Genomic DNA, 18,495 nt, shown 5'->3' on the forward strand with positions numbered 1-18,495 from the left:
AAGCCGTAAGCGTTTATTGAGATTAGCCGGCGGATTCCCATTCACGACGCTTGCAATACCGGCGCGGGCCGCTAAAAGCCCGACTAAGAGGCTGGAGTGCTATCGGAGTCTCTCAATCCTTCGCCAGGAACGGTGCATGAAGCTCTTCGCGGGCAATTCCAACAGGGTGCTGGCCGAATCAGTCGCCCGCTACCTCAACATTCCGCTGGGCAAGGCCAGCGTCAGGCGCTTCGCCGACCAGGAAATCTTCGTCGAGATCCAGGAGAATGTGCGCGGCGAGGACGTCTTCATCCTGCAGTCCACCTCGTTCCCGACCAACGATCATCTGATGGAACTGCTCATCATGATCGACGCCTTCATGCGCTCTTCGGCCAAGCGCATCACTGCGGTTATTCCTTATTTCGGCTATGCCAGGCAGGATCGCCGTGCCTCGGGCCGCACACCGATCTCGGCCAAACTGGTCGCCAACATGATCACGAGGGCGGGCGTTGACCGGGTGCTGACCCTGGATCTCCATGCCGGCCAGATTCAAGGCTTCTTCGACATCCCGACCGACAATCTGTTTTCCGTGCCGGTCATGGCCCGCGACGTAAAGGCGAAATACAAGCAGCTTGCCAATGTCATGGTGGTTTCGCCGGATGTCGGCGGCGTGGTCCGCGCCCGCGCCCTCGCCAAGCGCATCGATGCCCAGCTCGCCATCGTCGACAAGCGCCGCGAGCGCCCCGGCGAATCGGAAGTCATGAACGTCATCGGTGACGTGCGCGGCAAGGATTGCCTGTTGATCGACGACATCATCGATTCGGGCGGCACGCTGTGCAATGCAGCCGATGCGCTGCTTGCCGACGGCGCCACCAGTGTCACCGCCTACACTACCCATGGCGTTTTGTCCGGCGGCGCCATCGCCCGCATCGGCGCCTCGAAACTGCAGGAACTGGTCATCACCGATTCCATCCAGCCGACGCAGGCAGTGCTCGACGCCGCCAATATCCGCGTCATCTCTATCGCCGAATTGATGGGCGAGGCAATCTCACGCACGGCGACCGAGGAATCGGTGTCGAGCCTGTTCGATTAATGCATGTCCGCGCAAAACTGTGCAGCGGTTTTGCGATAACGACATGCATAAAAACAAGAATCCAAAGCGCGTCGCATGAGGCCGGTCGAACGCTACGCGCTTCAGGGCTGCGACTCAGGCCGAGCCGGACCGTTTATTCGCCGCACCTTCGCCAGCATCACGGGCGCCCCGCATGTAACCGCGTGGCGAGGCTCCCAGCATGCGCTTGAACATGGTGATGAACGCCGGCACGCTGTCATAGCCGAGATCGAGCGCCACCCTTGTGATCGGCTCGCCGTCGGCCAGCCGTGGCAGCGCCGCGAACAGACAGGCCTGCTGACGCCAGGTCGACAGCGACAATCCCGTCTGGCGGTGGAACGCGCGGGTGAAAGAGCGGCGGCTCATGCCAACGATAGCGGCCCATTGGTCGATCGTCGCATGCGGTGACGGTGCCGAGACGAAGCGCCGGCACAGCGCTGCCAGTCTTGCGTCGGACGGGAACGGCAGTCCGAGCGGCCGTTCCGGCAGGTTCGGGATTTCGTGCAGCAGGAGCTTCATGATCAGCCCGCCCCGCCCCTCCAACTCGGCGCCCTGTGGCAGCTTTTCCGATTCCACGATCAGGCTGTGCATCAGATCGGTGATACCGACGACGCGCAACCCGTCCGGCAGGCCGGGAATGGCCTCCGGCATCACATAGACGGACCGCATGCTGACGTCGCCCAGCATCTCGACGGAATGTTCGGTGCCGGCGGGGATCCACATCGCGTGGTCGGGAGGCACCATCCAGCGCCCATGCCGCGTCGTTACCAGCACGACCCCGACCAGCGCGTGCAGCAACTGGCTGCGGCTGTGATGGTGCCGTGGCACATGGTAGCCGTCCGGATATTCGGTCGGCAGCGCCACTGCCGGCCCAACGGCCTGCTCCAGCCATTGCCAGCGACGCTCATGCAACAACCCGAGATCACCGTCGCCCGCTTTGAACATTTCCCTGCCATGCGGCATCAGCTATGGCCCACTTGCGAAACTATTGGACCAAACCACGAAAGAAGTCGCGTGACAAGCAACGTATAAGGCAGCCAGCCCCATAAGACCGCGTGCGGAAGTGCCCGCCAAAAAAGACCACGGAGCATGCCTTGACAGATACCACAGCAACCGCCGAGGGCGAGCCGGCAGCGGCCGGCCACATCTCAGCTCAGGCGACGGCCTTCACCGTCATCCTGGCGGTGAGCTTCTGCCATTGCATCAACGACATCATGCAGTCGCTGCTGTCGGCGATCTATCCGCTGCTGAAGGACAATTACGGTCTCGATTTCTGGCAGATCGGCCTCCTGACTTTCACTTTCCAGGTGACGGCATCCTTGCTGCAGCCGGTGATCGGCATGATCACCGACAAGCGGCCGATGCCTTATTCGCTGCCCTACGGCATGGCCTCCTCGTTGATCGGACTGGTCGTGCTGGCCTACGCCGGACACTATTTCCTGCTCCTCATCGGCGCCTCGCTGATCGGTATCGGCTCGGCGATCTTCCATCCGGAATCCTCGCGCATCGCCCGCTTCGCCTCCGGCGGCCGGTTCGGTCTTGCGCAGTCGCTGTTCCAGGTCGGCGGCAATTTCGGCCAGGCTATGGGGCCGCTGCTGGCAGCCTTCATCGTCGTGCCCTTCGGCCAGACCAGCATCGCCTGGTTCGCCGGCGGCTCGCTGATCGGCATCATCGTGCTGTGGCAGGTCGGCGGCTGGTACAGCCGCCTGCGTGCCGCACAGGGCACCCGCAAGGCGGCAGGTTTCGTCTCGCCCTTCCCGCGCCGCAAGGTGATGGGAGCGCTGCTGGTGCTGACGCTGCTGGTACTGACCAAGAACGCCTATATTTCCAGCCTTGCCAGCTACTACACCTTCTATTCCATTCATAAGTTCGGTGTTTCGGTGCAGATGTCGCAAGTCATGCTGTTCCTGTTCCTCGGCGCCTCGGCCCTGGGCATCCTGCTCGGCGGCCCGTTTGGCGACCGCTACGGGCAGAAGGCGATGATCTGGTTCTCGATCGTCGGCGTGCTGCCCTTCACGCTGGCCCTGCCCTACGCCAATTTCGAGTGGACGATGGTTCTCACCGTGCTGATCGGCCTGATCCTGTCCTCGGCCTTCTCGAACATCGTCGTCTTCGCCCAGGAACTGGTGCCCGGCCGCGTCGGCATGATCGCCGGCATCTTCTTCGGCTTCGCCTTCGGCATGGGCGGCATCGCCGCCGCCGTGCTTGGCGTCGTCGCCGACATGAAGGGCATCGATTTCGTCTTCCAGGTCTGCTCGTATTTGCCGCTGCTCGGGCTACTGACGGTGTTCTTACCGAACATGCGGAAAGCCAGGAAGGTGGAGCATTGACCACGAGCAGGTGACACGTCGGGTTGAACCTCGGCTTTTAACCTTCCGCGGCCATTCATCTTGAATGGCTCAAATCTCGCGAGAGGAGAGAGCCGCCGACCGGATGAGATTCGTCTGCGGTCGGGATCACTGAATCGGGAGGTCGGAGGCGATCCTTACCAAACGACGCTGGATATCGTCGGCCACCAGGGCTGCTTCCTCCGCAATTGCCAATATTGTGCCCGACCGCCGGGTGATTGCAAAAGGCAGCCCGGCAAAATACACACCCGGGACGCTCGCAAACCCGTTCTCGTGCAGTGGTTGGCCGTGTGGATCGAGCACATCGGGAACGCGCACCCATCCGAAATCCCCAGTGAAACCGGTGCACCAGATCACCGTTGTGATCCCCCGCGCCGCGAGATCAATTGATCGGATCGGTGGATTGGGCAGACGCGCTTCAATCGTCTCCGCCGGGTCCGGCTCAGCCTCGGGGGCATCGATTCGGTTGCGCGCGATATAATCGTCGATCTGGCTTCGAACTCTGGCGGAGCCCTCGTCCGCATGGCGAACATGCGCTTCCGCCTCGTCGCTGAACGAGAGGCAGCCGTCGTCGACGCCCGTGAGCCGACCCAGTACGACGACGTCTTGCGCACTGAGGGACTGCAGGCTGATCGTATGGAGCGCTCCTTGCAGCGGCCTTCCTGGGATTGGGCCCTGTTCAAGTATTTCCTTGCGCGTCACGTCTAGCAGTCCGCTAAGAACCAGCCAGACACTGATGTGACGACCTCGATACGTTCGGGGCAGCCGGCCGACTCGGCTCGTTGCGAGAAACACAGTTCGCCCCGCTTGGGCCAAGTCCTCGGCGATTTGGCCTCCCGACTGGGCACTACCGACCACCAACACCGCTCCACTGTCGAGACCGGATGCGTTGCGGTAGGCTGATGCGTCGATCTGCCGGACTTCGGGCGGCAACAAAGCGGAGAAGGACGGGCGCACCGGGCAGTTCTGGTTACTGCTGGCGATCACCACATTTCTCGCACACAGGGAACCGCGCGGAATGGTAAGCCGGTACAGGCCGTCGCTCGCAACAAGGTCGGTCACCGGCGTACCGGTTTCCACCGGGAGGGCATGACGGCGGGCATAGTCCTCCAACATCGCGACAAACTCGCCGCTTGTCATTGCGCCGTCGGGATCGGAGCCGACATAGCTATCCCCGGGCATGACCGTTTGGATGTTCGCGGTATTTATCCGAAATGAGTCCCAACGCTGGGTCCGCCAGGTCTCACCGATGCGATGTCGCTCCAGCACCCTGTGACGTAAGCCGCGCTGCATCAGCGCATGACTGACACCTAGCCCCGCCCAGCCGGCACCGATGACGACGGCATCAAGAATGTCCGTTGCGCTCGTCATTGCGTTCCCCTCTGACTGTCACCCCATTGTACTTCGTGAAATCAGTAAACGGTTCGCTTTCCAGTACGGCTTGCTCTCAGGCTTGACAAATCGAACATGACAACACTTGGCGTGGCGATGACTAAGATGTCGTGTCTCGTGTAAGTCGCGCCTGTGCGGAAGTTTGTCAACTGAACGTCCGCCAAGGGCGCAAAGCCGAAATTCAGTGAGATGCTGCTCATACCTGCCTTTGGCTTGCACCTCGCGCCGCCTTCCGCTATAGAGCCGCCACCCGCGTAGACACCCTTGGAGGCAACGCGGCGGAAGGCCGCCCCACCCGGCGGCTTTCGACGTTTACGGCCCAGCCACGCTGGCCGCGAACGCTCCAGAACAACGCGAAAGGAAATGCCATGAGCCACGATACTTACGAGCTCAAGGCCGAAGCGCGCGAACAGGTCGGTAAGGGGTCCGCCCGTGCAGTTCGCCGCAACGGTAAAGTGCCTGCAGTGATTTACGGCGACAAGCAGCCTCCCCTGGCAATTGCGCTGACCTATAAGGACATCTACTACAAGATCCATGGCGGCGGGTTTCTAACCACGGTCGCCACGATCGATGTCGACGGCAACAAGATCCAGGTTTTGCCCAAGGATTTTCAGCTCGACCCGGTCAAGGATTTTCCGGTCCACGTCGATTTCCTGCGCATCGGCAAGGACACCGAAGTCAATGTTGATGTGCCAGTGCACTTCATCAATGAGGACAAGTCGCCCGGCATCAAGCGCGGCGGCGTGCTCAACATCGTGCGCCACGAGGTCGAGTTCCATTGCCCGGCCAATGCGATCCCGGATTTCATCACCATCGATCTCACCGGCACCGATATCGGCGATTCGATCCACATTTCGGCCGTCACCTTGCCGGCCGGCGTCAAGCCGGTGATCTTCGACCGCGACTTCACCATCGCCACCATTGCCGGCTCCTCGGCGATGAAGCCGGAGGCGGTAGAAGAGACGACTGAAGCGGCGGCGCCCGAAGCGGCTCCTGCCGCCGAAGAGAAGTAACCCCTTCCCGCCCGGAGGCGACGATGCTTGTCTTTGCAGGCCTCGGCAATCCGGGCGCGAAATACGCCAGCAACCGGCACAATGTCGGCTTCATGGCGGCGGACGCGATCGCCCGCCGCCATTCCTTTTCGCCCTGGTCGAAGAAATTCCAGGGTCTGATCGCCGAAGGCACGCTTGCCGGCGAAAAGGTGATCCTGATCAAGCCGCAGACCTTCATGAACCTGTCCGGCCAGTCGGTCGGCGAAGCCTTGCGCTTCTATAAGCTCGGCCCTTCGGCGCTGACTGTCTTTTACGACGAGATCGACCTTGCTGCCGGCAAGGTGCGCGTCAAGGTCGGTGGCGGTTCCGGCGGCCACAACGGCATCCGCTCGCTCGACCAGCACGTCGGCAAGGATTTTCGCCGTGTGCGCATCGGCGTCGGCCACCCCGGCGTCAAGGAAATGGTGCATGGCCATGTGCTCGGCGATTTCGCCAAGGCCGACCGCGAATGGCTGGACGTGCTGCTCGACGCAATCGCCGACGGTGCCGGATTGCTTGCCGAGGGCGACGACAATTCCTTCATGAACCGCGTGACGCTGGCCTTGCGCGACAAGCTCACGCCGACGGGCGACGACGACCGCCGGCCGCCCAAGGCGCCAAAGGCACAAAGCCACGTCCGCCAGGCGCGGCCGCAGCAGCCGGCGGCCAAGCTGCCCGAAACCGGCCCGATGGCGGCCATGCTGAAGAAGCTTTTTGGCGGCAAGGACTGAGCCATGGCGCCGTCAGCGCCGCGGGCATAAGTGCTCAGGGCTTGACGATCATCGGCGCTTTCGCCCATAGCCCTGATCAAATTCGATTTCCCGATAGGACCAGACAAAAATGGGTTTCAAATGCGGCATCGTTGGCTTGCCCAATGTCGGCAAGTCGACGCTCTTCAATGCGTTGACCAGAACGGCGGCGGCACAGGCCGCCAATTATCCGTTCTGCACCATCGAACCGAACACCGGCGAGGTGGCGGTGCCCGACCCGCGCCTGCAGAAGATCGCCGCGATCGGCAAGTCGAAAGAGATCATCCCGACCCGCATCTCGTTCGTCGACATTGCCGGCCTGGTGCGTGGCGCCTCGAAAGGCGAAGGGCTTGGCAACCAATTCCTCGCCAACATCCGTGAGGTCGACGCCATCGTCCATGTGCTGCGCTGCTTCGAGGATGACGACATCACCCATGTCGAGGGCCGCATCGATCCTGTCGCCGATGCCGAGACGGTCGAAACCGAACTGATGCTCGCCGACCTCGACAGCCTCGAGCGCCGCATCGTGCAGATCCGCAAGCGTGCCGCCGGCAAGGACAAGGAAGCAGCGACCGTACTTCCGATGATGGAAGCGGCGCTCGAACTGCTGCAGGCCGGCAAGCCCGCCCGCATCCTGCTCAACGGCATCTCGGGTGAGGATCTGCGCATCCTGCAGGGGCTGAATCTCTTGACCTCACACCCGGTGCTTTACGTCTGCAACGTCGCGGAAGCCGACGCCGCCACCGGCAACGCGCATACCAGGGCGGTCGAGAAGACGGCCGCTGCGCAAGGTGCCCGCACTGTCGTGATTTCAGCGGCGATCGAGGCCGAAGTCGCCCAGCTCTCGGACGAAGAGGAAATGGAATTCCTGGCAACGCTCGGCCTGGACGAACCCGGCCTGAACAAGGTGATCCGCGCCGGCTACGAGCTTTTGCAGCTCATCACCTATTTCACCGTCGGCCCCAAGGAGACGCGCGCCTGGACCGTGCACAAGGGTGCCAAGGCGCCGCAAGCGGCAGGCGTCATCCACACCGATTTCGAGCGCGGCTTCATCCGCGCCCAGACCATCGCCTATGACGACTTCGTCAGGCTGGGCGGCGAAGTGGCGGCCAAGGAGGCCGGCAAGGCGCGCGACGAAGGCAAGGAGTATGTCGTCCAGGACGGCGACATCATGCTGTTCAAATTCAACACCTGACCCGGCGAGACCCGCCCGGCCTCCACAATGGCTGTCGCTCGGTCACAACTTCATAACAGGCATCGCGGCGGCGTCTTGCCGCTGCTTGACGGCACGTCACGGCCGGTCTAAGGGGCCTCTGCGCTGGTCTCGAGCCTCACGTGGCTATGTCAGTGCGATCTGAGTGACGCGCCCCTTCCGAACGAAACCCTCTTTAGCAACAGCAAGGGAGACCGGCGATGATCAAGGCCTTCGTCGTCGACAATGATCGCCTGCGCCTTGTCGACGATCTCCTGCAAAACAGCGATGCTGTCGTCTGGGTCGACCTTCTCAGCCCGACAAAGGAAGAAGAGACCACGATCGAGACCTGGCTCGGCATTGCCGTTCCGACCCGGGAAGAGATGGAGGAGATCGAGATCTCTAGCCGTCTCTACGTCGAGGACGGCGCCTACTTCATGACCGCCATTCTGCCGGCTCAGACCGAACTGGATGATCCCTTGATGTCGCCGGTCACCTTCGTGCTCGCCGGCAGCAGGCTGATCACCGTGCGTTACCACGAGCCGAAGGCGTTCAAGACCTTTCCGCTGCGCGCCGAGAAGGTGGCGACCGGCTGCACCAGCGGCGACACCATCCTGATCGGCCTGCTGGAGGCAATCGTCGACCGCCTCGCCGACATTCTGGAGCGCGCCGGCCGCGACGTCGAGGCGATCTCGCGCGACATCTTCGAGGCACGCTCGACCAAGGTTTCCAAGCGCAACCGTGACTTCCAGGAACTGTTGAAAGGCATTGGCCGCAAGGAGGACCTCGCCTCCTCGGTCCGCGACAGCCTGATCTCGCTGCAGCGCCTTGCCGGCTTCCTCGCCCATGCCTCCACTCAGACCAAGATGAGCAAGGATACCCGCGCCCGCATCAAAACGTTGTCGCGCGACGTGCTGTCGCTTGCCGACCACGCCACCTTCCTGTCGCAGAAGATCAGCTTCCTGCTCGACGCGACGCTGGGCATGATCTCGATCGAGCAGAACGCCATCATCAAGATCTTCTCCGTCGCCGCTGTCATCTTCCTGCCGCCGACGCTTGTCGCTTCAATCTACGGCATGAATTTCGACATCATCCCTGAGCTCAAATGGCACTTTGGCTATCCCTTCGCCATCGGCATGATGGTGCTTTCGGCAATCCTGCCCTTCTGGTATTTCCGCCGTCGCGGCTGGCTATAGGGTCGTCAATGCGCGCTACGGCTTGGGCACAGCAGGCTGGCGCACCAGAAATTGCTTGACCAAATGCCGCCCTGCCTGCATCCGGGACCCGACGCGTAGCGATTGTACAATCCTGAACAGGATTTCCAGACCATGACCACAAAGACCTGGGCTTATGAGGATTTTGTCGAGGGCGCTTCGCTCGACCTCGGCACCAAGCTGGTAAGCGCCGCTGAAATCATAGAATTCGCCGACGAGTTCGATGCCCAGCCGATGCATCTCGACGAGGCCGCGGGCAAGGCCAGCATCCTCGGCGGGCTGGCGGCTTCGGGCTGGCACACCTGCGCCATGTTCATGCGCATGCTGTGCGATGCCTTCCTGCTCGACTCGACCTCCCAGGGCGCGCCAGGCGTCGACCAGGTCAAATGGAAACGGCCGGTCCTGGCCGGCGACCTGTTGAGCGGCAGCACCACCGTCCTTGCCAAGCGACTGTCCAGATCGAAGCCCCGCCTTGGCCTGGTGACCATGCGCAGCGAGTTGTTCAACCAGCGCGGCGAAGGTGTTTTCGAGCTCGAAAACACCGTCATGTTCCTCACCCGCGAGGGAAGTGCGTGAGCCTCGACGAATTCTTCTGCATCGGTATCAGCGTCACGCTCGGTTCACATCGATTCGAACCGGAGGCGATCAAGGCGTTCGCCCGCAAATACGACCCGCAGATATTCCATGTCGACGAAGAGGCGGCGAAGAACAGCATATTCGGCGGGCTCTGCGCCTCGGGCTGGCACACCGCCGCCACCTGGATGAAATTGAACCTCCAGGCTGGCATGGAGGCAGAGGTCGCCCGCTGGCCCGGCCCCGGGCCGGTTCCGGAATTCGGTCCCTCGCCCGGCTTCAAGAACCTCAAATGGCCCAAACCTGTCTATGCCGGGGAAACCGTGACTTTCACCCGCACCGCGCTGGCCCATCGCCCCATCGCCTCGCGACCGGGCTGGCGGCTGCTGACGCTCCGCTCAGAGGCCTTCGATTCGACCGGCGACAAGGTCATCGAATTCGAAAGTGCCGTGCTGGTGAAGGTGGAGTGAGCGGAGTTCTTCCCCTCTCCCCCAGGGAAGAAGGAAGAACCGCTCAATGCCCCTCAAACCCGATCAGCGTCCTCACCGGTACGCCGAGCGCCTCTAACCTCTCTCGGCCGCCAAGGTCCGGCAGGTCGATGACGAAGCAGGCGGCGAGGATATCGGCGCCGATCTGCCGCAATAGCTTGACGGCCGCCTCGGCCGTGCCGCCGGTGGCGATCAAATCGTCGACGAGGATTACCTTCTCGCCTGGAGAAACACCGTCTTTATGCATCTCCATCTCGTCCAGCCCGTATTCCAGGCTGTAGGCGACGCGCACCGTCTCGTAAGGCAGCTTGCCTTTTTTACGGATCGGCACGAAGCCGGCCGAGAGCTGGTGGGCGATGGCGCCGCCGAGGATGAAGCCGCGCGCCTCGATGCCGGCGATCTTGTCGATCTTCAGGCCGGCATAGGGATGCACCAGTTCGTCGATGGCGCGGCGGAAGGCCCGCGCATTGCCGAGCAGCGTGGTGATGTCGCGAAACAGGATGCCCGGCTTGGGATAATCCGGAATGGTGCGGATCGCGGCAAGCAGCGTCTCTTCGAGCGAGGATTTCATCGAGCGGCTCTCCGGGCTATTCAGATTCGGCTGAAGGCGTGAAAGGAATGGGCCAATCGTAACCCGGCGCCGCCAAGTCCGGCTACCGCCATGTGATGCCTGACGGAAAATTGTCCGGCAAAGGGCCTTGCTCAGCGTCGGCTACGATCAATCGACATGCCTGCAATGAAAAGGGCGCCTTTCGACGCCCTCGCATTCTCGTATATCGCAGGGCTCAGTGCGCCACGCCGGCCCACACCTTGCGCTTGGTCAGGTAGACCAGCGCACCGAACAGCAGCAGGAAGACCAGCACGCGAAAGCCGGTCTTCTTGCGGTCCTCGAGGTGCGGCTCGGCCGCCCACATCAGGAACGCTGACACGTCGCGCGAGTACTGGTCGACCGTCTGCGGCGCGCCGTCATCATAGGTAACCTGGCCGTCGGAGAGCGGCTTCGGCATCTTCAGCGACACGCCGGACAGGAAGTACGGATTGTAGTGCGTGCCTTCCGGTATGACCATGCCTGCCGGCGGCTGCTGGTCGTAGCCGGTCAGCAGCGAGTGGATGTAGTCGGGGCCGCCCTGCGCATATTGCGTAAAGATGTCGAACACGAAGCGCGGGAAGCCGCGCTCGACCCCGCGCGCCTTGGCCAGCAGCGACATGTCGGGCGGTGCTGCGCCGCCATTTGCCGCCGCTGCCGCTTCGACATTTGGGAATGGCGCCGGGAAATGGTCGGACGGCTTGCCGGGGCGGTCGAACATGTCGCCGGCATCGTTCGGGCCGTCACGGATCGTATATTCGGCCGCCAGCGTCTTGATCTGCGCATCCGAATAGCCAAGGCCTTCCAGCGTACGAAACGCCACCAAATTCATCGAATGGCAGGCCGAGCAGACTTCCTTGTAGACCTTCAGCCCGCGCTGCAGCTGGGCCTTGTCGTAGGTGCCGAATGGCCCGGCGAAGCTCCAGTCCATTTCCTTCGGTTCGTGTATCGGGAAATGCGTCGGCGCCGCCTCATTGTGCGCCTCTTCCTGGGCGCTGGCTCCAGTGCTTGCGGCACCCATGCCCGCGGCCACAAGGCCAAGCAGCGCCAGCGAGGAGAGAATCTTTTTCATGCCAATTCCCCTTGAGATTCTCTGACGCGCTGTCATCGTCTCGAGCATGACCTTGTCCGAGTACCGGTTTCCACTTTTCGGGATCATGCTCAGCCCTTGGTTTCCGGCGCGGTCGTGGCACCGGCAGGATGTCCGCCGCCGCCCTTGTTCTTCTCGAGCACCGCCTCGGTGATCGAATTCGGCAGCCGTCGCGGCTTTTCGATCAGCCCGAGCACCGGCAGCGCTACCAGGAAGAAGGCGAAATAGAACAGCGTCGCCATCTGCGCCATGAATACATAGCTGCCCTCGGCCGGCTGCGAGCCCAGCCAGCCGAGCAGGATGGCGTCGGCCACGAACAGCCAGAAGAACAGCTTGTACCAGGGCCGGTAGACTGCCGAGCGCACCTTCGAGGTGTCGAGCCACGGCACCAGGAACAGCATGACAATCGCGCCGAACATGCAGAGCACGCCCCCGAGCTTGGAGTTGATGGGCCCGATATTGAAGGTGATGGCGCGCAGGATCGCGTAGAACGGCAGGAAGTACCATTCCGGCACGATGTGGGCCGGCGTCTTCAGCGGGTTGGCCACGGTGTAATTGTCGGGATGGCCGAGATAATTCGGCAGGTAGAACACGAAATAGGCGAAGACGAACAGGAACACGATCATGCCGAACCCGTCCTTTATGGTCGCGTAAGGCGTGAAGGCGAGCGTGTCGGTCTTCGATTTGACCTCGATGCCGGTCGGATTGTTCTGGCCGACGACGTGAAGCGCCCAGATGTGCAGCACGACGACGCCGGCAATCATGAACGGCAAAAGGTAGTGCAGCGCAAAGAAGCGGTTCAGCGTCGGATTGTCGACCGCGAAGCCGCCGAGCAAAAGCTGCTGGATCCAGTCGCCGACCAGCGGAATGGCGGTGAAGAAGCCGGTGATGACGGTGGCGCCCCAGAAGCTCATCTGGCCCCAGGGCAGCACATAGCCCATGAACCCGGTCGCCATCATCAGCAGGTAGATGATGCAGCCGAGGATCCACAGCAGCTCACGCGGCGCCTTGTAGGAGCCGTAGTAGAGGCCACGGAAGATATGGATGTAGACGGCGACGAAGAAGAACGACGCGCCGTTGGAATGAAGATAGCGCAGCAGCCAGCCCGAATTCACGTCGCGCATGATCTTCTCGACCGAATCGAAGGCGAGAGTGCTGTCGGCTGCATAGTGCATGGCCAGCACGATACCGGTCAGGATCTGCGCCGCCAGCATAAGCGCAAGGATGCCGCCGAAGGTCCAGGCATAGTTCAGGTTGCGCGGCACCGGATAGGCGATGAAGCTGTCATAGACCAGCCGCGGCAGCGGCATGCGCGAATCGAACCAGCGTCCGATGCCGGACTTGGGCGTATAGGTCGAGTGTCCCTCGCTCATGGAAATATCCCCTGCCTCAGCCGATACGGATCTTGGTGTCGGAAACGAATTGGAACACCGGTACTGCCATGTTCTCCGGCGCCGGCCCCTTCCGGATGCGGCCGGCGGTATCGTATACGGAACCGTGGCATGGGCAGAACCAGCCGCCGAAATCGCCTTCCTGGCCGAGCGGGATGCAGCCGAGATGGGTGCAGACCTGGACCATCACCATCCAGGCTTCCTTGCCCGGCGTGGTTCGATTGGCGTCGGTCGCCGGCGCGTCGGCCGGCAGGTTGGCATTGCGAGCGATTGGGTCCTTGAGCTCGGCGAGATTGACCGCCTCGGCGTCCTTCATCTCTTTTTCGGTGCGGTTGCGCACGACCACCGGCTTGCCGCGCCACTTCACGACGAGCGACATTCCTGGCGTCAACGACGAAACGTCGACCTCGACCGAGGCAAGCGCCAGCGTCGAGGCATCCGGACGCATCTGGTCGATGAACGGCCAAGCAACGGCGCCCGCGCCGACCACCGCGGCCATGCCGGTGGCGACGTAGAGAAAATCACGACGGTTGGGATCCTGGGTGTCGGTTGCGCTCACGGGTGCCTGATCCTTTCGCCTCTTCCGTGCCGGCGGCCGAGCTTGTTCCCCGCTCAATCGCGCCGGCCCGACAGCGCATGGCGAACAGGCTAGCGAATTCCTCCGGCATTTGGGACTTGGGTTTATGCGTGAAGCCTGTTTTTGTCCAGACGGGCGAAGGCACAAGGGCAGATTGTCGCGGGGGCGTAATTTGCCCAGCGGAACGATTGGAAAACAGCAGCAAAACCAAACGGCTGCGTTCACCTCGACAGCGGACGCTCGCCCGGTTTATCCTCGCCCCATGGCGCATGTCATCGACCGCGACAAATGGGCCAAAGCGCCCGACCGCTGGCCCGACCACTGGCAAGGCGAGTTGCAATGCGGGCCTTACGGTTCCAGCAGTTGCCTGATCTTTAACTACCTGCCGGAGACTGGCGGCGGCCCGAGGCTGCACAGCCATCCCTATTGCGAGATTTTCATCATCCGAACCGGGACCGGTCTGTTCACCGTCGGCGACCGGCAGATCGAGGCCACAGCCGGCCAGATCCTGGTCGTACCGCCGAACACGCCGCACAAATTCACCAATCTCGGGCCAGGCCCGCTGGAAACCACCGACATACACGAGAACGGCAGCTTCATCACAGAGTGGCTGGAATAACGCTTCCCAAATCAGTTCCGGTTCGGATCATCCGCTGGCGCCGAGCCTGGCCAGCACGGCCTTGGGAATGTTGTATTCCCGGATCACCGCGTCGTGCTTGCGCAGGCCGCAGAGTTCGCGCTGGATGAAATACCCGTGCACCGCTTCGGCTGCATCCCTGAGCAGCCGGGCACGGTCGACACTGTCGCGATTCTCGCGCAGCCTCGTCAATGTTTCCTCGACGCGCCGGCCGGCGCGGCCGAGCGCGGCCGCCTTCTCGCCGAGGATTTCATGGCCAAGCAGGTCCAAGGCGCTCTCCTGCGCGCCGGACCGTCCGAAATTCGATGGCATTCTCACCGCCATGGTCTACTCCGGTTTTTAGAAACTACTCCGCCGGCCGGGTCTCGGCCAGCGCGCTCTCCTCGTTGAACAGGAAGCCGCCGGACTGCCGCTTCCACAGCCTGGCATAGAGCCCGTCGAGCCCGACCAGCTCGTCATGCGTGCCTTGCTCGACGATGCGGCCCCCGTCGAGCACCACCAGCCGGTCGAGTGCCGCAATGGTCGACAGCCGATGCGCGATGGCGATGACCGTCTTGCCTTCCATCAGCCTTGCCAGATTTTCCTGGATCGCCGCCTCGATGTCGGAATCGAGCGCCGAGGTCGCTTCGTCGAGCACCAGGATCGGTGCATCCTTGAGGAAGACGCGGGCGATCGCCACGCGCTGGCGCTGGCCGCCGGAGAGCTTGACGCCGCGCTCGCCGACATAGGCCTCGTAGCCGATACGATCGCGATTGTCGCGCAGACCGAGGATGAACTCGTGCGCCTCGGCCTTCTTCGCTGCCGCGATCACGTCGGCGTCGGTCGCTTCCGGCATGCCGAGCTTGATGTTGTCGCGGAGCGAGCGGTGGAAAAGTGCCGTATCCTGGCTGACGACGCCGATATTGGCGCGCAGCGAATTCTGCGTAACCCTGGAGACGTCCTGTCCGTCAATGGTGATCTTGCCGCTCTCGAGGTCGTAGAGGCGCAGGATCAGATTGACCAAGGTCGTCTTGCCGGCGCCGGACGGGCCGACCAGGCCGACCTTTTCGCCCGGCCGCACGACGAGGTCGATGCCGTTGAGCACGCCGGACCCCTTGCCGTAGTGGAACTCGACATTGCTGACGTCGATGCGCCCGCCGCCGACGACAAGCTCTTTCGCGTCCGGCGCATCGGTCAGGCCGAGCGGCTGTGAGATCAGCGCTTTGGAGTTCTCCAGCACGCCGAGGTTACGCAAGATGCCGTTGAGCTGCATCATCAGCCGGCCGAGCAGCATGTTCAGCCGCAGCACCAAAGACAGCGTGAAGGCCACGGCGCCGACTGTGATCGAACCCTCGACCCAGAGGTAAACGGCGAAGCACGCGATCGCCGTGATCATGCTGCCCGACAGCATCGTCAGCGCCATGCGCACGCCGGTCAGCCTGCGGGTGAACGGGCGCAGCGCGTCGAGATAGATGTCGAAGCCGTTCCTGATGTAGTGGTCGTCGCCATCGGCCGAGAACAGTTTCAGCGTCTGCACGTTCGAATAGGAATCGACAAGGCGGCCGGTGATCATCGAGCCGGCTTCGGCGGTCGCTTCGGCATGTTTGCGGATTGCCGGCAAATAGCGCCTGGCCAGCAAGCCGAAGGCGGTAATCCAGATCACCACCAGCACCGCCAGCCGGAGATCGAGCCCGGCGACCAGCGCCAGCGTCGTCACCGTATAGACGACCATGAACCAGACGACCTCGATGAAGCTTTCCATCAGATCGCCGGTCGCCTGTCCCGCCTGCCAGACCTTGGTCGCGATACGCCCGGCAAAGTCGTTCTGGAAGAAGGCGTAGGATTGGCGCGAGACATGGCGATGCGCCTGCCAGCGCACCAGATTATAGAAACCCGGCGTGATCGTCTGCTCGTCGACCAGCGCCGACAGACCGACGACAATGGTGCGGATGACCAGCACCACCGCGATCATGAAGACAAGTTCCGGGCCGGCGGCAGTCCACAGCGCGTGCCAGCTGCGTTCGCCGGGAAGCTGGTCGAGGATGTCGACCAGCCGCCCGACGAAATAGAACAGTCCGGCTTCGACCAGCGGCGCGATGCCGCCGATCACCAGCATGGCGAAGAAGGCGATCTTCGCCTGCCCGACGTAATGCCAGAGGAAACCCCTGACGCCGGCAGGTGGCCGAAGGTCCGCGGGCTCCCGGAATGGATAGACCCAGTTCTCGAACCAGCGGTAGATGGCAGTCATCATTCGGCGGCTTCACCCTTGGCGATTGCATCGTTGGCGGCTGCATCGTTGGCAGAAGGGCCGTCGTCGAGCAGGAATCCGCCCGACTGACGTTGCCAGAGCTGGGCGTAGAGCCCGCCTTTGGCAACGAGTTCCTCATGCGAACCTTCCTCGATGACTCGGCCCTTGTCCATGACCACGAGCCGGTCCATGGCCGCGATCGTCGACAGCCGGTGCGCAATGGCGATGACGGTCTTGCCTTGCATCAGTTTGTAGAGATTCTCCTGGATGGCCGCCTCGGCCTCGGAATCGAGAGCGGAGGTCGCCTCGTCGAGAATGAGGATCGGCGCGTCCTTCAGCATGACACGGGCTATAGCGATGCGTTGCCGCTGGCCGCCGGACAATTTGACGCCGCGATCGCCGACATGCGCGTCGAAACCCTTGCGGCCGTTCGAATCCGACAAGCCGGCAATGAAATCCAGCGCCTCGGCGCGCCGCGCCGCCTCGATCAGCATCTCGTTGCTGGCGTCCGGCCTGCCGTAGAGAATGTTCTCGCGTACCGAGCGATGCAGCAGCGAGGTGTCCTGCGTGACCATGCCGATCTGGGCCCGCAGCGAGTCCTGCGTCACTGCCGCAATGTCCTGGCCGTCGATCAGGACCTTGCCGCTTTCGAGGTCGTAGAAGCGCAACAGAAGATTGACCAGCGTCGACTTGCCGGCACCCGATCGACCGACGATGCCGACCTTCTCGCCCGGCTTCACCGTCAGCGACAAGCTTTCGATCACACCCTTCTGCTTGCCGTAGTGGAAGCGGATGTCCTCAAAACGGATCTCGCCCTTGGTCACGGCAATATCCTTGGCACCAGGCCGATCCTCGACGAGGCGCGGCAGCGAGATCGAGGCGATGCCGTCCTGCACCGTGCCGATATTCTCGAACAGCGTGGACATCTCCCACATGATCCATTGCGACATGCCCCAGAGCCGCAGCACGAGGCCGATGACCAGGGCGACAGCGCCGATCGTCACGGCTTGGCCGAGCCACAGCCACAGCGAGATCGAGGCGACCGAAAACAACAGCAGCGAATTCAGGACATAGAGCAGGCCGTAGAGTTGCGTCACCAACCGCATCGATCGGTAAACGGTGTCGAGAAAGCCGGCCATACCGTCCTTGGCGAAGGATGCCTCGCGGCGCGCATGCGAGAACAGCTTGACCGTCTGAATATTGGAGTAGCTGTCGACGACACGGCCAGTCATGGTCGAGCGCGCATTGGCCTGCTCCTCGCCGACCTTGCCCAGTCGCGGGATGAAATAGCGCAACAGCAGGACATAGCCGGCAAGCCAGACGGCAAGCGGCGCAGCCAGCCGCCAGTCTGCCGAGCCGACAATGAACAGCATGCCGAGAAAATAGACGACGATATAATTGAGCACATCGATGAGCTTGATCACGCACTCGCGCACGGCGAGCGCTGTCTGCATCAGCTTGGTCGCGATGCGCCCGGCAAACTCGTCCTGATAGAAGCTCATCGACTGCTTGAGCAGGTAACGATGCACCTGCCAGCGGATACGCATCGGATAATTACCCATCAGCGTCTGCTGGTTGAGCAGCGAATGGAACCAGACCGTTGCCGGCAGCGCGAAAACCACGATGAAGGCCATGCCGGCCAGCTTCAAGCCTTCGGTCTGCAGGAACGTCTCGCGATTCTGTCCGGACAGCCAGTCGACGATCCGGCCCATGAAGCCGAACATCCACACCTCGGCAAGGGCGATGGCCGTCACCAGTACCGCATCGAGAGCGATGTAGGGCCATGCGCCGCGCGTGTAATGCACGCAGAAGGCGATCAGTGTCCGCGGCGGCTCGACCGGCTCCTTGGCAGGGAACGGATCGAGCCTTTTTTCAAACCAGCTAAACATTTTGATGCTCACAATTTCCCG

General features: G+C 62.4%; 18 protein-coding genes. 9 read left to right on the forward strand and 9 right to left on the reverse strand.

Annotated elements, in window-relative coordinates:
• Positions 1-136: 136 nt before the first annotated feature.
• Positions 137-1,072 carry a ribose-phosphate pyrophosphokinase gene (locus NKJ35_RS09895; protein ID WP_254819191.1) on the forward strand — a complete coding sequence of 312 codons (936 nt, stop codon included), beginning with the start codon at positions 137-139 and terminating at the stop codon, positions 1,070-1,072.
• 114 nt (positions 1,073-1,186) lie between these two features.
• Here the strand turns inward: NKJ35_RS09895 and NKJ35_RS09900 are convergent, their stop codons facing one another.
• Positions 1,187-2,053, reverse strand: coding sequence for an AraC family transcriptional regulator (locus NKJ35_RS09900; protein WP_352477962.1), 867 nt, complete (start codon positions 2,051-2,053; stop codon positions 1,187-1,189).
• A 131-nt stretch (positions 2,054-2,184) separates the two neighbouring features.
• Here NKJ35_RS09900 and NKJ35_RS09905 point away from each other — a divergent pair, with 131 nt between their 5' ends.
• Positions 2,185-3,420, forward strand: coding sequence for an MFS transporter (locus NKJ35_RS09905; RefSeq protein WP_254819189.1), 1,236 nt, complete (start codon positions 2,185-2,187; stop codon positions 3,418-3,420).
• 126 nt (positions 3,421-3,546) lie between these two features.
• Here NKJ35_RS09905 and NKJ35_RS09910 read toward each other — a convergent pair whose 3' ends face one another.
• A complete protein-coding gene (locus tag NKJ35_RS09910; protein ID WP_352646584.1) occupies positions 3,547-4,809 on the reverse strand; it encodes a flavin-containing monooxygenase in 1,263 nt (420 codons plus the stop codon).
• Between the two features lie 389 nt (positions 4,810-5,198).
• Between NKJ35_RS09910 and NKJ35_RS09915 the strand changes: the two genes are divergently transcribed.
• From NKJ35_RS09915 to NKJ35_RS09940, 6 genes are all read left to right on the forward strand, one after another.
• On the forward strand, positions 5,199-5,843 hold the full coding sequence (locus NKJ35_RS09915; protein WP_352646586.1) for a 50S ribosomal protein L25/general stress protein Ctc: 645 nt from the start codon (positions 5,199-5,201) through the stop codon (positions 5,841-5,843).
• A 23-nt stretch (positions 5,844-5,866) separates the two neighbouring features.
• Positions 5,867-6,592 carry an aminoacyl-tRNA hydrolase gene (pth, locus tag NKJ35_RS09920; protein ID WP_352646587.1) on the forward strand — a complete coding sequence of 242 codons (726 nt, stop codon included), beginning with the start codon at positions 5,867-5,869 and terminating at the stop codon, positions 6,590-6,592.
• 109 nt (positions 6,593-6,701) lie between these two features.
• Positions 6,702-7,805 (forward strand): redox-regulated ATPase YchF, encoded by a 1,104-nt coding sequence (gene ychF / locus NKJ35_RS09925; protein ID WP_352646589.1) that lies wholly within the window; start codon positions 6,702-6,704, stop codon positions 7,803-7,805.
• Between the two features lie 218 nt (positions 7,806-8,023).
• A complete protein-coding gene (gene corA / locus NKJ35_RS09930) occupies positions 8,024-8,998 on the forward strand; it encodes a magnesium/cobalt transporter CorA (protein ID WP_352477971.1) in 975 nt (324 codons plus the stop codon).
• Between the two features lie 132 nt (positions 8,999-9,130).
• A complete protein-coding gene (locus NKJ35_RS09935; RefSeq protein ID WP_352477973.1) occupies positions 9,131-9,592 on the forward strand; it encodes a MaoC family dehydratase in 462 nt (153 codons plus the stop codon).
• Complete coding sequence (locus NKJ35_RS09940; RefSeq protein WP_352646592.1) at positions 9,589-10,059, forward strand: MaoC family dehydratase; 471 nt, start codon at positions 9,589-9,591, stop codon at positions 10,057-10,059. The genes NKJ35_RS09935 and NKJ35_RS09940 overlap by 4 nt, the downstream gene beginning before the upstream one ends.
• A gap of 43 nt (positions 10,060-10,102) precedes the next feature.
• Here the strand turns inward: NKJ35_RS09940 and NKJ35_RS09945 are convergent, their stop codons facing one another.
• The 4 genes from NKJ35_RS09945 to petA form a co-directional block, all read right to left on the reverse strand.
• Positions 10,103-10,648: an adenine phosphoribosyltransferase gene (locus tag NKJ35_RS09945; protein ID WP_254819181.1), complete on the reverse strand. Its 546-nt coding sequence runs from the start codon at positions 10,646-10,648 to the stop codon at positions 10,103-10,105.
• Positions 10,649-10,862: 214 nt separating this feature from the next.
• Positions 10,863-11,735: a cytochrome c1 gene (locus NKJ35_RS09950; RefSeq protein WP_352646594.1), complete on the reverse strand. Its 873-nt coding sequence runs from the start codon at positions 11,733-11,735 to the stop codon at positions 10,863-10,865.
• Positions 11,736-11,824: 89 nt separating this feature from the next.
• A complete protein-coding gene (locus NKJ35_RS09955) occupies positions 11,825-13,126 on the reverse strand; it encodes a cytochrome b (RefSeq protein ID WP_254819179.1) in 1,302 nt (433 codons plus the stop codon).
• Between the two features lie 16 nt (positions 13,127-13,142).
• Positions 13,143-13,703 (reverse strand): ubiquinol-cytochrome c reductase iron-sulfur subunit, encoded by a 561-nt coding sequence (petA, locus tag NKJ35_RS09960; RefSeq protein WP_352477980.1) that lies wholly within the window; start codon positions 13,701-13,703, stop codon positions 13,143-13,145.
• A gap of 280 nt (positions 13,704-13,983) precedes the next feature.
• Here petA and NKJ35_RS09965 point away from each other — a divergent pair, with 280 nt between their 5' ends.
• Positions 13,984-14,340, forward strand: a complete 357-nt coding sequence (locus NKJ35_RS09965) for a cupin domain-containing protein (RefSeq protein ID WP_352508140.1) — start codon at positions 13,984-13,986, stop codon at positions 14,338-14,340.
• A gap of 27 nt (positions 14,341-14,367) precedes the next feature.
• On the opposite strand, the gene NKJ35_RS09970 is transcribed toward NKJ35_RS09965, so the two are convergent.
• From NKJ35_RS09970 to NKJ35_RS09980, 3 genes are read right to left on the reverse strand one after another with little or no spacing between them, the layout of a single operon-like run.
• Positions 14,368-14,682: a DUF6665 family protein gene (locus tag NKJ35_RS09970; RefSeq protein WP_352646595.1), complete on the reverse strand. Its 315-nt coding sequence runs from the start codon at positions 14,680-14,682 to the stop codon at positions 14,368-14,370.
• A 22-nt stretch (positions 14,683-14,704) separates the two neighbouring features.
• Complete coding sequence (locus tag NKJ35_RS09975; RefSeq protein ID WP_352646597.1) at positions 14,705-16,588, reverse strand: ABC transporter ATP-binding protein; 1,884 nt, start codon at positions 16,586-16,588, stop codon at positions 14,705-14,707.
• Positions 16,585-18,474 carry an ABC transporter ATP-binding protein gene (locus tag NKJ35_RS09980; RefSeq protein ID WP_352508142.1) on the reverse strand — a complete coding sequence of 630 codons (1,890 nt, stop codon included), beginning with the start codon at positions 18,472-18,474 and terminating at the stop codon, positions 16,585-16,587. The genes NKJ35_RS09975 and NKJ35_RS09980 overlap by 4 nt, the downstream gene beginning before the upstream one ends.
• Positions 18,475-18,495: the final 21 nt, after the last annotated feature.

This window comes from Mesorhizobium sp. M0136 (genome assembly GCF_040322515.1).
In the GTDB taxonomy this organism is placed as follows: Bacteria; Pseudomonadota; Alphaproteobacteria; order Rhizobiales; family Rhizobiaceae; genus Mesorhizobium.